This window comes from Salmonirosea aquatica, from assembly GCF_009296315.1.
GTDB lineage: Bacteria > Bacteroidota > Bacteroidia > Cytophagales > Spirosomataceae > Salmonirosea > Salmonirosea aquatica.
The window spans coordinates 3,124,140-3,138,598 of the sequence record NZ_WHLY01000002.1 but is presented as its reverse complement, the minus strand read 5'-3'; the positions used below and the strand labels follow the sequence as shown (position 1 = coordinate 3,138,598).

Here is a 14,459-nt window from a genome sequence, read left to right as displayed (position 1 = left end):
AAGTAAGCATCTGGCAATGATTTCCAAAAGGTACCTTCCAATTATTTTACGAAAAGAGCTCATCCCGCCGGATGGTTGTAGTATTGTACTTATCTGGCTAGTACCGGCTGTGAAATTTGATTCCGCTGTCGTACCCGGCCAGTAATCAGCTTATCGGCCAGATGGCGGCTCTGGAATGATTTTATTCGCCTCTTGCCGGTATCTTTTTTCTATTCATGAACCAATTCCTTTGAACCCCAAAAAGTATGTCATCAACCAACACCCCTATTACCGTCGCGTATGGCGACGGCATCGGTCCTGAAATTATGGACGCTACCCTCCGCATCCTCACTGCTGCCGGTGCGCGCATCGAACCCGAAGTAATCGAAATTGGCGAAAAAGTATATAAAAGTGGTAGTAAGGCCGGTATTCAACCCAGCGACTGGGAATCATTGCGCCGAAATAAAGTTTTCCTCAAAGCCCCCATTACCACCCCACAGGGCGGTGGCTACAAAAGCCTGAATGTCACAGCCCGCACTACACTGGGGCTGTTTGCCAACGTGCGGCCATGCATGGCCTACTCGCCCTACGTCGAGACCAAGCACCCGTTGCTGGACCTAGTGATTATCCGAGAAAACGAGGAAGACCTTTACACCGGAATCGAGCACCGGCAAACCAACCAGATGTACCAATGCCTGAAGCTGATTTCACGGCCCGGCTGCGAGAAAATCATTCGCTACGCATTCGAGTACGCCCGCGCTTATAACCGCCGGAAGGTCACGTGCCTTTCGAAAGACAACATCATGAAAATGACCGACGGGCTTTTCCATCGGGTCTTTGACGAGATAGCGGCAGAATATCCCGACATTGAAAAAGAACACTGGATCATCGACATTGGATCGGCCCTACTGGCCGACGAGCCGGAGCGCTTTGGCGTGATCGTGACACTGAATCTATATGGCGACATTATATCCGACATCGCCGCCCAGATCGCCGGATCGGTAGGGATGGGCGGCTCGGCCAATGTCGGCGAGCAGTGCGCCATGTTCGAGGCCATTCACGGTTCGGCGCCCGACATCGCCGGGCGCGGCATCGCCAATCCATCGGGTCTGCTTAACGGGGCTATTATGATGCTGGTGCATATCGGGCAGGGCGATGTGGCCGCCAAGGTGCACAACGCCTGGCTCAAAACCATTGAAGATGGCATTCATACCGGGGATATTTACCAGGAAGGGGTAAGTAAGGAACGGGTAGGTACCCAGGGCTTCGCCGACGCCATTATTGCCCGCCTGGGACAAACGCCCGAACATTTCAAGACTATCAGTTACGCCGCCGCTCCCAAACCCATTCACATCACATCCGGGGCCGAAACCCGTCAAGAAAAAACTCTGGTAGGCGTGGATATTTTTCTGGATTGGACCGAAGGTACCTCACAACAACTAGGTGATGCGATTTCGGGTTTGGAGAATTCTCCTCTGCAACTCAAAATGATCACCAACCGGGGTGTCAAGGTATACCCCGATGGGGTACCCGAAACCTTCTGCACCGATCACTGGCGGTGTCGTTTCATCGGCCAGGAAGGCACCGAAGGAAGTATTGATAAAAAAAGCATCTGGCAGCAATTGGCACTTTTGAACGAACAGGGTTTCGATACCATCAAAACCGAAAACCTCTATGCCTTCGACGGTAAGCCAGGCTATTCGCTGGGAGCAGGCGAATAACGGGAAAGTGTAAAACGAAGCATGCTTCCGACTTGGAAGCATGCTTTCTATAAAAACCTCAGGTAAAAACGGCCATCGGCTGATTGTCAGTTACGGCTTTCAATTTTTTATAAAAAATATCGTTAGTCCATCGTAGAATTTTCTTTCCCAACGTTGTTTTAGTAGTATTGTCTTCGGGATAATTCCAAATTCTCCTTAATAGCTATGCATTTGCGCAAATATTTTTCCTTCCCTATCCCTATGAATACGTTAAGTCGCCACGCAGCGGGGGCATTGATTTTGGGACTCTGCTTTGTTTTGCAAGCCTGTAACCCCACGATGCAAGCCTACAAAAATGGTGTCAAGAAATTTGAGAATGGCGAGTACGACCTAGCCCTGAAGGACTTTCAGAAAGCTGCCGAAGGTAATTATGAGTCCGCCCAAACCAACTACCTCATCGCCGAGTCGTACCGGTTGTCCAATCGCTACCGCGAGGCAATTCCTTACTACCAAAAGGCGATGGAGGCCGGAGCTACCGATCCCAACGCGCGCTTCCAGTATGCCTACGCCCTAAAAGCGTCCGGTCAGTACGATGAGGCCCGGCAGCAGTTTGCCCAGTTTACCGAGAACGAAACAGCCAACAAAACGCTGAAAGAGCGGGCCGCCCGTGAGGTAGAGACCCTAAAAATCACCGATCGCATCAAGCAAAAAAAGGCGGAGGTCACAGTGCTCGACCTACCCTTTAACACACCAGGAGCCGAGTTTTCACCCGCCGTCCTGAACGGAGAATTGGTCATGTCGGCTTCCAAGAAGGAGAAGATTTATAAAAACAACGGACAGGCCATGCTGGGCCTTTATAAAATAAAAATCGGCGAGCAGCCCAGCGAAGCCAGCGGTAGCCCTACCCTGTTCAGTTCCAGCATTTTTGCGGAGGAAGCCAATGAAGGCTCTCCGGCTTTTTCACCCGATGGCAAAACACTGGTGTTTGCCCGTGGCAATACCGGCAAACGTAAAGGTACCCTGGATGTAGATTTGTACCTCAGCCGGCTGGTCAATGGACAATGGACCGAGCCCAGCTACCTACCCATCAATGATTCGCTGGCCTGGGATGGCTCTCCCGCTTTCTCGCGCGATGGCAAGACGATTTACTTTGCCTCTAACCGCGCCGGCGGTGCCGGAGGTATCGACTTGTACCGGACCAATATGGATGCCTCAGGGCGTTTCAGCAAGCCTGTGAATATGGGCAAGGACATCAATACCGCCGGGGACGAAATGTTCCCCTATGTTTCGCCCGACAACAAGCTATACTTCTCTTCCGATGGGCATCCCGGTCTGGGTAAGCTCGATCTTTTCGTAGCGACGCGCTCACAGGGCGTCATATCCATCGAGAATCTGGGTATTCCATTCAATACTCCACAGGACGATTTCGGGCTGGTGTTCTTTGAAGATACGGACAATGGTTTTTTTGCTTCTAATCGCGAAGGTGGGAAGGGTGATGACGACATTTATTTCTTCTCGAACCCCGTAGAAGAAACACCTGACTCGACGATTCTGGCGCAGAACGACCCCACTAACCCGATGAATCCCAATAATCCGAACTACATCAAGGGGCAGCTCAAAGTAGTGCGGTATTTCCTGGAAGGTACGGTCCTGACCAATAACACTGCCTCTACTCCCATCGACTCAGCGCGAGTGCGTATCCTGTCCGATAGCGCGGATGTGGAACTGGCCGAACTAACGACGGGCGATCAGGGTACCTTTGGAAAATACAAATTGGAAGAAGGCAAGGATTACGTGCTCTTGGTAGAAAAGAAAGGGTACATCACCAAACGTGAGCCGTTCTCGATGGATGGCCGGAGCATTCCGCCGATTTTCCTGAATAAGGTTCTGACCGATACGACCTACCGTGTGACCGTGCGGCTGGACGATCTGGAATTGAACAAGACCTTTACGCTGGAAAATATTTACTACGATCTAGACAAATACAACATCCGTTCCGATGCTGCCGTGGAGTTGGATAAACTGGTGCAGATTCTGAAAGATAATCCGACGATCAAAATCGAGCTTGCTTCGCACACGGATGCCCGCGCCACCGACGCCTACAATGATAGACTCTCGCAGCAGCGGGCGCAGTCGGCGGTTAATTATTTGATTTCAAGAGGTATCGATGCCGACCGCCTAACCGCCAAGGGCTACGGCGAGCGGCAACTTATTGTCCAGAATGCCAAAACCGAAGAAGAACATCAGCGCAACCGCCGCACGGAGTTCACAGTGTTGAGCTACTGATTCAGAGGCAATTCTTTTTGTGGAAAAAAGCAGCCCCTGTCGGAAACGGCAGGGGCTGTTGCTTTTCCACTTATCTATTTTTCACAAAAGGCACAGATTTTTTCATTGACCTAACATATTCTTCCATCACCAGCCAACTCTTCACTCAAAATGAATTTACGGTTCTTAAAATACATTCTACCTTTTTTTTGCGCCTTCATCCTCAGTTCCTGCGAAATATTCGGCCCTGGCCAGGGTATTTTCACTTCCCCGTCGCCCCATGAGCAGTACGCGAATTCGCTGAAAACCGCTAACCTCGATAAGACGGCTTTGGGTAGTTTGTGGCTAGCCGCCTCCGAGCGTTCGCTGCGTGATTCGCTGCTCATTACCCTGCCCTACCGCGAAAGCGGGTACTTTCCGGCGCAGTCGCCTTTTGCCCTGGGCTACCGGGTGCAGGCCGAGCGCGGCGATGTGTTGTTGATCGGCGTAACGGTGCAAGGCCGCGACCTACCCGATGTCGCAGATACGAAGGTTTTTGTAGACGTTTTTGAACTGGACGACCGCCAGAAGCTTTCGCGGGTACTGTCTGCCAAAGCCGATACCACCGGGCTGCGCTGGGAAGTAAAACGTAGCCGCATGCATCTGATTCGCATTCAACCCGAACTCTTGCGAAGTGGCCGCTATACACTTTCCATCACCCGCGACCCGTTGCTCGCCTTTCCGGTGCAGGGTCGCAACAGCAAACAAATCAGTAGCTTTTGGGGTGCCAATCGGGATGCCGGCCGGCGTAGTCATGAAGGCGTGGACATCTTCGCGCCTCGAGGTACCCCAGCCTTAGCTGCCATCGACGGTTACGTATCGCGGGTAGGTACCAACAACCTGGGCGGCAATGTCATTTTCCTTTCCGACCAATCGCACGGAATCAATCTATATTATGCCCATCTGGATAGTTTTAATGTAGCCCAGGGTAAACGCGTGCAGCTGGGCGACACGCTGGGGTTTGTGGGTAACACAGGCAATGCCCGCACTACGGGTACCCATTTGCATTTCGGCATCTACGAATCCGGCACCGGGGCTATCAATCCCTTCCCTTTCATTCGCCTCGGTCTGGGTGAACCTAACCAAAAACTTCCTGGTGCTGAAACACTCGGCGATACCGTGCGGCTCACCACAAACTCGAGTCTGAGGGTAGCGCCCAATAGCAAGGCTACTACCCTGGCGACTTTGGACAAAAACCAAATCGTGCGCGTGCTGGGAGGTTCGGCCGGATGGCTGCGGGTGCGCACGCCCACCGAAACCGAGGGGTACCTGTTGGCTTCGGCGGTCAGAGAGGTAGGTACCTCGCTTCGTCAGGCCAAAGTTGTGGCCCAAACGCCGGTTTATGATGAAGCCTACTCCGATGCCGCTGTCTATGAAGTACTAGCGGAATCCGCCACGCTCCCGGTGTTGGGTACCCATGGTAATTTTGAGCTGGTGGAGTTAAATAAAACCGGAGTAAAAGGCTGGATCAGCAAGGAATGAGTAATTTCGCGGCTTCTTATTCAATCTGACTAGTTTTTCATGGCCAATCGCATTCTGTACTGGTTTCGCAACGACCTGCGCTTACACGATAACGAGGGTTTTCTGAATGCTACCCGGAAAGCCGATGAGGTGATTCCGGTATTTATCTTTGACCCCCGGGTATTTGAAAAAACCTCGCTGGGCTTCCGCAAAATAGGTATTTACCGTACCCGTTTCATCCGGGAAAGTGTAGCCGTTCTCCGGACTATGCTACGCGAAAAGGGTGGAGAACTGCTTGTCAGAGTAGGCGAGCCCGAGCGCGTTCTGGCCGAAATTGCGGAACAGTACGACGTACATGAACTACACCTGAGCAAGGAAATCGCTCAGGAAGAAACCAATGTGGAATCATCACTGAGCAAACGGCTCAAAACGTTGAATATCGACATGGTTTTTACCTGGATGTCCACGCTATACCATGTGCGTGACTTGTCTTTCGGGATCAACAAACTACCGGATATTTTTACGGATTTTCGTAAGCAAATAGAAAAAAACACACCTGTCCGCCCCACGGCACCCGTCCCGGAGCGTGTCATCCTACCCACTGAGTACGATGCGGGAGAAATCCCTGATTTTACGGATCTGGGCTTTACAGAAGTGGAAATCAAGGTACCTGATGCACGGAGTGTTCTGGATTTCAAAGGCGGTGAAACGGCGGGCCAACGGCGTCTGCACGACTATTTGTGGGAAAGTGACGCCATCAGCACTTACAAAGAAACCCGCAACGGCATGCTGGGCGCGGACTATTCGTCCAAGTTTGCGGCCTGGCTAGCCCAGGGCTGCATTTCACCGCGCCAGATTTATGAAGAAGTGAAACGCTACGAAATCGAGCGTACTGCCAATGACTCTACCTACTGGCTGATTTTTGAATTACTCTGGCGCGACTACTTCCACTTCGTAATGCTGCGCTGGGGTACCCGCCTGTTCAAACCCTCGGGCCTGAAACTTAATAAAGACAAACGCTGGCGCCACGACCGCTCACTTTTCGAAACCTGGAAAACAGGCAATACGGGGGTACCCTTTGTGGATGCCAATATGCGCGAGCTGGCCGCCACGGGCTACCTATCCAATCGGGGCCGGCAGAATGTGGCCAGTTTCCTCGCCAATGGTCTGGGTATCGACTGGACCTGGGGCGCCTCCTGGTTCGAAAGTATGCTGATCGACTATGACGTGTGCAGCAACTGGGGCAACTGGAACTACGTGGCGGGGGTAGGTAACGACCCGCGCGGAACGCGCTACTTCAACCCCTATTTCCAGGCCACCCGCTACGACGAAAACGGCGATTATGTACGGTACTGGCTACCCGAATTGGCTAAGGTACCTGCCGAGAAACTTCATAAAGTATGGCAGCTGACGCCCGCTGAGCAACAGGAATATGGGGTGATGCTGGGAGAAGATTATCCCCGGCCGATTGTCGACGCGGAGCGGTGGACGCAGGAACCTACTTCCTGAACATAGCGGAAAAGCGTGCCTGAATGTTTGTAGATGTCCTGCAAGCATTTCCATAAATATTTTCCATATCCTCTTGCAAGTTTTTTGAGTTGAAAATCATTTTGGCAGTAACGTAAAGTCGTATTTTGTCTTTCCTCCCATCGTCACTATGCAACAGTCCCCTGTCTTGACATCGTTTTTGTAGATCAGCCAGTCATAGTAACTGTCAAGGAGCGACCTGTATTCAAAATTCAGCTGTACTCCTGCATAACTGTACCTTAAAGGCACGTCAACCACCAACTCGTACTCTCCTTTCTGGTTCGTATAGACTTTGTCAATTGGCAAACCTCCGAGCCATCCTTCGTATCCCTGCATACCTATGGTTACACTGTCAACGGGCTGCCCAGCCTGGTCGGTAACTTTACCGTATACCGTTGTTAGGCGAGCGACCTCTTTATTGCGGCAACTTTCGATGAGTAGTACTATTATAATTGGCGAGTAGGCCAATCCAATCTTACCAAGGAGTCTATGAATGGGATGCACACGTCCCCACGGAATTTGTCTTGGTTTCATAATAAGTAAAAGTTTAACTGTGGGAAAAAAAATCTTCCAATTAAAAAAGTAACTAAATATAGCACCTTTGCGATAAATTAATACTAGCGTAATAGAATACCGGCCAGCAACCCGTCATCTAAAAGTTAGCAAATACGCCCTCGTCCACTCATATAGGTGCAAGGGGACACAGCAAGGCCAGCGAACCAGTCATGTAGATTTGTGGCTAGAAATAGCTAGCTTTGGCTAATTTTGAACCAACGCTAACCTCTAACCAAAACTCAATCATGTCTAAGAGCGTCATTGTTATTGTCATAATTCTTCTAATCGGGGGCATGTTCGGCTGCAGTTCCTACAACGGACTGGTCCAGAAGGACGAAACGGTCAACGAAGCCTGGTCTAAGGTACAAAGCCAGTATCAGCGCCGCGCCGACCTGATTCCCAACCTGGTCAACACGGTCAAAGGAGCGGCCGATTTCGAAAGGGGTACCCTCACGGATGTTATCAACGCCCGCGCCAAGGCCACTTCCATCCAGTTGAATGCCGATCAGTTGACCCCCGAAAATATGCAGAAATTTCAGGCCGCGCAGGATCAGTTGGGCGGCGCGCTGTCGCGTTTGTTGGTATCCGTGGAGCGCTATCCCGACCTGAAAGCCAACCAGAACTTCCTGGAACTACAGGCCCAGTTGGAAGGTACCGAAAACCGCATCGCCGTAGCTCGTAACGACTTCAATACCACCGTGAAAGACTACAACCAATCCGTACGGACTTTCCCCAACGCCATCTTTGCCGGTATATTCGGCTTCCATGTGAAAGGCTTCTTTGAAGCTTCGCAGGCGGCTCAAAATGCTCCAACGGTACAGTTTTAAGTATCCTGACTAAAAAGGCGTCATTCTGCCTGCTACGGCGGTGTGGCGCCTTTTGTTTCCTAATCCCCAGAAATTCGCCATGTCCCCCACTCCACCTCTGTTTGGTAAAGAAGAACAAAAACGGATTGTCAGTGCCATTCAGGCAGCTGAGAAACGTACCTCCGGTGAAATCAAAGTACATATCGAAGAGCATTGTCCGGATGCCGACGTGATGGAACGCGCCAAAACGGTATTTGGCGAACTGGGGCTGCACACCACACAGCAACAGAACGGAGTACTGCTGTACTTGGCCTATGTTGACCGGAAATTCGCCGTGCTGGGCGACAAAGGAATCTATGAAAAGGTACCTCCTGATTTCTGGGAAAGTACTAAAGAAAAGCTCCGGGCGCATTTCAAAAACAACGAATTTACCGAGGGTCTGTGCGAAGGGATCGAGGAAGCGGGCCAGCAATTAAAGAAATACTTTCCGTACCAGTCGGACGACATCAATGAACTGCCCGATGATGTTTCATTCGGGTAACCCATAGCCATGAATAAATTCAGCCGTTTCCTTGTCTTTTTCCTGCTTTCTGCCCTGACGCTGACCGCCCAGGATATTCCGCCGCGCCCTAGTCCACCCAAACTGGTCAACGATCTGGCCAATCAGCTCAATGCCACCGAAGAGGCAGAGCTTGAACAAAAGCTAGTGGCCTATAATGACTCTACCTCCACCCAAATCGCGGTAGTGATTATCCCCACGGTGGGCGAGTACCCCATGGCCGATTACGCATTTAAGCTAGGTCGTGAGTGGGGCGTGGGACAGAAAGATAAGAACAACGGAATCGTGCTCCTGTGGGCTCCCGATGACCGCAAGGTGTTCATCGCCACAGGCTACGGCATGGAAGGGGCCATCCCGGATGCCATCGCCAAGCGCATCGTATCGCAGGAAATCATCCCCGAGTTCAAGAACAAAATGTACTACCGCGGCCTGGACCGGGGCGTGGATGCGATCATCCGTGCGGCGGCAGGCGAATACCAGGCCGAGCCCGCCTCGTCGTCGGATGGGGAGGGATTTCCTCTCGGATTTGCCATCATTCTGTTCATGATCATCCTGTTTATCATCCTGCGCAATCGTGGGGGTGGTGGCGGCCGGGGTGGACGGCGTTTCCGCAATACGGGTGGCCCGGTCATCTGGCCCTACAGCACGCACTCGGGCTGGGGTAGCTCCTCTGGAAGCTGGGGCGGCGGAGGAGGCGGAGGCGGTGGTTTCGGCGGCTTCGGAGGAGGCAGTTTCGGCGGGGGCGGCGCTGGTGGCAGTTATTGATTCAGGTAGAGGATGAGAGTAAACCTCTCATCTTATCGCTTTGATTATCAGCAATTTGATTTTAAACCGGCTCAAATCCGCCCAATTTAGGTTCCGATTGGTTTTGGTAGGCGTCATCCTCACGCACAGCTCTTCGCCTTTTCCTTTTTAGTTTATACCTTACGCGAAGAAACCCTAGCTTAGGGCAAGAGATCGGCTTACTATACGTTACAAGGAGAAGTGCATTTATCTACCAAATGACCCTTCTATGGAAAATAGGACCACAGCCAGTCTGTTGATTGGGTTTGTGTTGATGACGCTGATAGCGGCCGTATTCGGTTACCTGTATTACCACGAACGGGCTATTACGTCGCAGCAGGAAAAGGATCTGGAAACCCGGATTACGGATCTGGCCATCAGCGAAATGAAGCTGGATTCCATCTCCAAGCAGCTGGATCTGCGCATCGCCCAGGTACGTAAGTTAGGAGGTAGCGTAACCGAACTTGAAAAAATAAAAGCTCAACTGGAAGCCGACCGCTCGGCCCTCCGTAGGGGAAACAATTTCCTGACTGCCCGCATCAACGAGTACGAGACTTTCCTTACCAAAAAAGACAGTGAAATAGCCCGGCTCAGTGGTGAAAACAAAACCCTATCGAACCGAAACGAAACCCTGACAGTAGTCAATACTTCGCTGCTGGAAGAAAAGGAATTGCTCACCGATTCACTAACGGATGTCCTTTCGAAAGCGACCGACTTGGAAGCCAAGGTCAACATGGCCTCTGCCATGCGGGCACGCGGCGTGAAGGTGTATGCCATTTCGGCTAAAGGTCGCGTGCGGGAAGGGGAAGGCATAAAAGCCCGGCGCGTGGATAATATCCGGGTGGAGTTTTCGCTTGAAAAAAACCCTCTGACTGCCCAGGAAACCAAGCGCATTTATTTAAAAATTCTGGACCCGCAGGGCGCTACCCTGGCAGATGCCAGCCTGGGCTCGGGCGTATTTCAATACGCCGGTAGCGAACAAACCTACACCCTAAGTAAGGATGTATATTACTCCAACAGCGATCAGGAGGTGAGCATCCTCTACAACCGCACCCAGGAATTCCAGAAGGGTACCTATACCGTAGAGCTATACGCCGAAGGACAGAAGATCGGGACAGGTACCTTCTCGGTGAAGTAATCAGTGCGGCTGGGGGCTGGTAGCGCCTTCACCTACCACTTGCCGGGCAGCGTGCTTGGCGTCGTACACGACACACGGAAATCCAAACAAACACTTGTCTTTGATGATGTCGGCCACACCTTCGGGTACGTGGTCCTCCCAGGCGGGATCGCCGCTTTTTACCATCGCCAGCACCTGGTCGGTGGTCCAGCGCATGTGCTCCACGTTGTAGTCGCGGATATCCTCGATCTTGTCGTTAATCACCAGATACTGGTACAGAGGCTTGAGGTTGTCAGGTACCTGAAAATTGGCGCAGGTGTAGATCGTTTCATCGGCTCGGAGGGTAGGGTATATCATCAGCTTCACCTTCCGGCTGAACAGTGTAGCGAATGATTCCAGAATTCCCCCGCGCAGGTACGTATAATGCGTTTCGTCGAAAATATCTTGCAAACTCGGAATTCCGAGCAGCAGACCGATTTTCAGGCGGGTGAGTTCCGACAGGTAGGCCACCAGGTGGAAGTACTCGCGGTAGTTGGAAATCATCACCATATGGCCCAGCGAACATAAAATATCCACGCGGTCGAGAAAATCCTTTTCATCAATTTCCTCTTCGGACGAAGAAACCAGATTGCGCAGGGTGAGTTCTGAAACCATCAGTACCCGGTCCGGGTCGACGTCGGGTTCGGCCAGAAATTGCCGGGTACCGTTCTTGATCAGATCTATGTGTACATTTGTCACCGGACGCATGCGGCCACGCATCAGCAGGATATGCTTTTTATAAAAAGTTTCGGAGGGTTGAAGTACCCCCCATCGGCTCCAAACAATGCCGCGTTGGTGAAGCCATTCTTTACCAGATGAAGGCTCATAATGCGATTATCAACCTCCATGAAATCGGGGCCACTGAACCGGATCATGTCAATCTGGATGCGCTCGGAGCTCAGGTCGTCCATGAGCGAAAGCAGCAGCGTATCGGCGGACATCGGGTAATAAAAGCACCCGTAAATCAGGTTGACCCCGATGACGCCCAGCGCCTGCTGCTGCAGTACATTCTCGTCGTCGAGCATCCTGACGTGTATGACTACCTCATTGTAGGGTCCATTAGGTTTGAGCTGAAAGCGTAGCCCGATCCAGCCGTGGGCCTCGTTGGTTTTCTGGTAATTGAGAGCGACTACGGTATTGGCAAAAGCAAAGAATTGACTTGTTTCGCCCCGCTGTTCCGAAAGACGTTTTTCCAGCAGGCTGTATTCCTTCTGCAGCATCTTAATCAGTCGCGATTCGCACACGTAGCGACCGCTCTCCTCGGTACCATAGATGGCGTCACTGAACGTCATATCGTACGCCGACATGGTTTTGGCTACCGTACCCGACGCACCCCCGGCTTTGAAAAAGATGGCCGCAGTCTCCTGACCGGCCCCGATCTCGGCAAACGATCCGTACACGCGGGGATCGAGGTTGAGTCGCAGGGCTTTTTGCTTGGTACCTAAGGTTTTATCGTGCATGCCAGACATAGCGTTTAGGTCGTTGGGAGGTTGGTAAATATAAAAAAAATACCACTATCAAACGAAGTTGAAACCGGATAATGTGCATCCCATTGGAAAAATACCACACCAGTACCCGACAGCTCCAACTTTTACCGGGGTTTGGGAGTTTTAGGAAATAACCGCTGACTACCTGCCAGAAAGTAACAGCCTAAGCGCTATTTAATCAGGCGTATGACGAACAGGTACCTCTACTACAAATCTTATATGAAAAAAGTACTGCACACCTTTTTCCTGTCCCTGATGGTTCTTGCCGCGCAGGCACAATCCCATGCCCTTACCGACTTGAACCAGGGCCGTTTGAAAGTGCAAACCACGGGCATGTGGGTGTTGACGGGCTGGTCAGTGGCCAATCTGGCCTACGGCGGAATCGCCGCCGCCCGAACCGAAGGCAGTACCCGATACTTCAATCGTATGAATGTGTATTGGAATGTGGTGAATCTGGGCATTGCCGCGCCCAGCCTCATCAGTTCATTGCGCAAAAAGAACAGCCTACCCACTACCCTGGATGCAAGCATCGGCGAACTGCATTCCCTGGAAAAAACGCTGCTGTTTAATGCCGGCCTGGATGTAGCCTACCTCATGGGCGGCCTGTACCTGCTCGAACGGGCCAAGAACACACCCGATAAACACGATCGTTTCAAAGGCTTCGGGCAATCCGTTTTGTTGCAGGGTGGATTCCTGCTACTTTTTGACGCAACCAATTACCTGGCACTGCGCCAAAGCCACCGAAAGGCGGCAGAAATTCTTAAAAATGTGCAGTTTACGGGTCAGTCCGTGGGTGTAGTTCTAGAGTTCTAAGTCTTTTGATCCTGTCAGCGTCCACTCGCTAATTATGGAAGCCCAACCGCCCTACCTCTTCGTCTATGGTACCCTGATGCGGGGATTTGACAATCCCTTCGCCGCCCGGCTACGCGCCCATTCTGCCTTTATAGCGGAGGGATTTTTTTCTGGCAAATTATACCGTATAAGCTGGTACCCCGGTGCTCTTTATGAGCCGAAGGGTACCCTGAAAGTACACGGAGAAATCTATCAATTGCTTGATTTTCAAAAGCTCATTCGAGAATTGGATGAGTACGAAGATGTGAAAGAGATCGAATCCGAGAGCCTGTACCTTCGGCGTCAGGTACCCGTTCAGACCGAGAGTGGCGACGTTTTCTTGTGCTGGACCTACCTCTACAATCAGTCGCTAGCTGAGGCAACACCCCTGCCAGACGGAAGATTTACGGTTTGATTTTTGAAGCTACCTGCCCTACCCGCTCACCGATCAGCCGCAAGCCGTTGAGCGTCAGACTTCGGTCTATTTCTACAAATTCACCCTCCAGCGTATCGATGATGGACGATAGTCCACCCGTGGCTATGGCAATGCAGTCACCTTCCAGCTCGGCCCGGATGCGGCGGATCATGGATTTCACCAAACCCTCGTAGCCCAGCAGAATACCCGCCTGAATGGCGTGCACCGTATTTTTGCCAATGGCGGAGCGGGGCAGTTCGAGGGGTACCTCGGGCAGCTGAGCCGTATCGGTGAACAAAGCCTTCACTGCCGTCTTCAAACCCGGCAGAATTGCCACGCCCAAAATTTGTCCTGCTGAGGATACCGTCGTAAACGTGAGGGCCGTTCCAAAATCCACGATGACACAATTTTGGGGATAGCGCGCATAAGCTGCGACGGCATTGGCAATGAGATCGGCCCCGATCTCATGTGGGTGGTCAATGGCAATCTGTAGATCGGGATACACATCCGGGCCGACTATTAAGGGACTTGGGCCGAAAAGTGAAGCCAGCATGGAACGCAACACCGATGTGAGGTCAGGTACCACGCTGCCCAGTACTACTGTTTTTACATGGTTAGGGGCGATTCCCGCTTCCAGAAAATGGAGCCGAAGCCAAGATTCGTAAAAACCCGCCGATTCCTGCGACAGCGATCGCGTCCGCCATACGTGCAGTTGCCGGTCGTCCTCAAAAAGTCCAAATACGGTATCGGTGTTTCCGGCATCAACGGCTAGGAGCATTTTCCAGGAGTTTTTAGTTAAAGGCGACAAATTAGAGGATTTATAGCAATAAATTGTTGTCCAGGGCTCATTTTGGCCGGTACCTGTTTACACCCAAGGGGGTAGAAATCGCATTTCG

The 14,459-nt window shown here is 51.8% G+C and carries 12 protein-coding genes and 1 pseudogene; 10 read left to right on the top strand and 3 right to left on the bottom strand.

Annotation, left to right across the window (positions count from 1 at the left end; translation table 11 throughout):
* Window positions 1-245 precede the first annotated feature (245 nt).
* From GBK04_RS14210 to GBK04_RS14195, 4 genes are all read left to right on the top strand, one after another.
* On the top strand, window positions 246-1,700 hold the full coding sequence (locus GBK04_RS14210) for an NADP-dependent isocitrate dehydrogenase (RefSeq protein ID WP_152760726.1): 1,455 nt from the start codon (window positions 246-248) through the stop codon (window positions 1,698-1,700).
* 240 nt (window positions 1,701-1,940) lie between these two features.
* The gene (locus tag GBK04_RS14205; RefSeq protein WP_444544417.1) at window positions 1,941-3,965 is read left to right on the top strand and encodes a CHU_0125 family OmpA-like outer membrane integrity protein; all 2,025 of its coding nucleotides are present in this window, start codon (window positions 1,941-1,943) and stop codon (window positions 3,963-3,965) included.
* Window positions 3,966-4,115: 150 nt separating this feature from the next.
* Window positions 4,116-5,465, top strand: a complete 1,350-nt coding sequence (locus tag GBK04_RS14200) for a peptidoglycan DD-metalloendopeptidase family protein (protein WP_152760724.1) — start codon at window positions 4,116-4,118, stop codon at window positions 5,463-5,465.
* Window positions 5,466-5,504: 39 nt separating this feature from the next.
* Window positions 5,505-6,953, top strand: coding sequence for a DASH family cryptochrome (locus GBK04_RS14195; protein ID WP_152760722.1), 1,449 nt, complete (start codon window positions 5,505-5,507; stop codon window positions 6,951-6,953).
* Between the two features lie 96 nt (window positions 6,954-7,049).
* On the opposite strand, the gene GBK04_RS14190 is transcribed toward GBK04_RS14195, so the two are convergent.
* Window positions 7,050-7,505: a hypothetical protein gene (locus tag GBK04_RS14190; RefSeq protein ID WP_152760720.1), complete on the bottom strand. Its 456-nt coding sequence runs from the start codon at window positions 7,503-7,505 to the stop codon at window positions 7,050-7,052.
* A gap of 266 nt (window positions 7,506-7,771) precedes the next feature.
* On the opposite strand from GBK04_RS14190, the gene GBK04_RS14185 reads away from it, so the two are divergent.
* The 4 genes from GBK04_RS14185 (at window position 7,772) to GBK04_RS14170 (ending at window position 10,812) form a co-directional block, all read left to right on the top strand.
* Window positions 7,772-8,353: a LemA family protein gene (locus GBK04_RS14185; RefSeq protein WP_152760718.1), complete on the top strand. Its 582-nt coding sequence runs from the start codon at window positions 7,772-7,774 to the stop codon at window positions 8,351-8,353.
* Window positions 8,354-8,432: 79 nt separating this feature from the next.
* Window positions 8,433-8,873 carry a TPM domain-containing protein gene (locus GBK04_RS14180; protein WP_152760716.1) on the top strand — a complete coding sequence of 147 codons (441 nt, stop codon included), beginning with the start codon at window positions 8,433-8,435 and terminating at the stop codon, window positions 8,871-8,873.
* Between the two features lie 9 nt (window positions 8,874-8,882).
* Window positions 8,883-9,656, top strand: coding sequence for a TPM domain-containing protein (locus tag GBK04_RS14175; protein WP_152760714.1), 774 nt, complete (start codon window positions 8,883-8,885; stop codon window positions 9,654-9,656).
* Between the two features lie 247 nt (window positions 9,657-9,903).
* On the top strand, window positions 9,904-10,812 hold the full coding sequence (locus GBK04_RS14170) for a DUF8428 domain-containing protein (protein ID WP_152760712.1): 909 nt from the start codon (window positions 9,904-9,906) through the stop codon (window positions 10,810-10,812).
* Here GBK04_RS14170 and GBK04_RS14165 read toward each other — a convergent pair.
* Window positions 10,813-12,290, bottom strand: a pseudogene (locus tag GBK04_RS14165) (TonB-dependent receptor). It lies immediately after the preceding gene.
* Window positions 12,291-12,536: 246 nt separating this feature from the next.
* Here GBK04_RS14165 and GBK04_RS14160 point away from each other — a divergent pair.
* Window positions 12,537-13,130: a DUF6992 family protein gene (locus tag GBK04_RS14160; protein ID WP_152760710.1), complete on the top strand. Its 594-nt coding sequence runs from the start codon at window positions 12,537-12,539 to the stop codon at window positions 13,128-13,130.
* A 34-nt stretch (window positions 13,131-13,164) separates the two neighbouring features.
* Complete coding sequence (locus GBK04_RS14155; protein ID WP_152760708.1) at window positions 13,165-13,563, top strand: gamma-glutamylcyclotransferase family protein; 399 nt, start codon at window positions 13,165-13,167, stop codon at window positions 13,561-13,563.
* Here the strand turns inward: GBK04_RS14155 and GBK04_RS14150 are convergent.
* Entirely contained in the window at window positions 13,553-14,341 is a 789-nt protein-coding gene (locus GBK04_RS14150) for a type III pantothenate kinase (protein WP_152760706.1), read from the bottom strand. The two genes, GBK04_RS14155 and GBK04_RS14150, sit on opposite strands and share 11 nt — an antisense overlap.
* Between the last annotated feature and the right edge of the window lie 118 nt (window positions 14,342-14,459).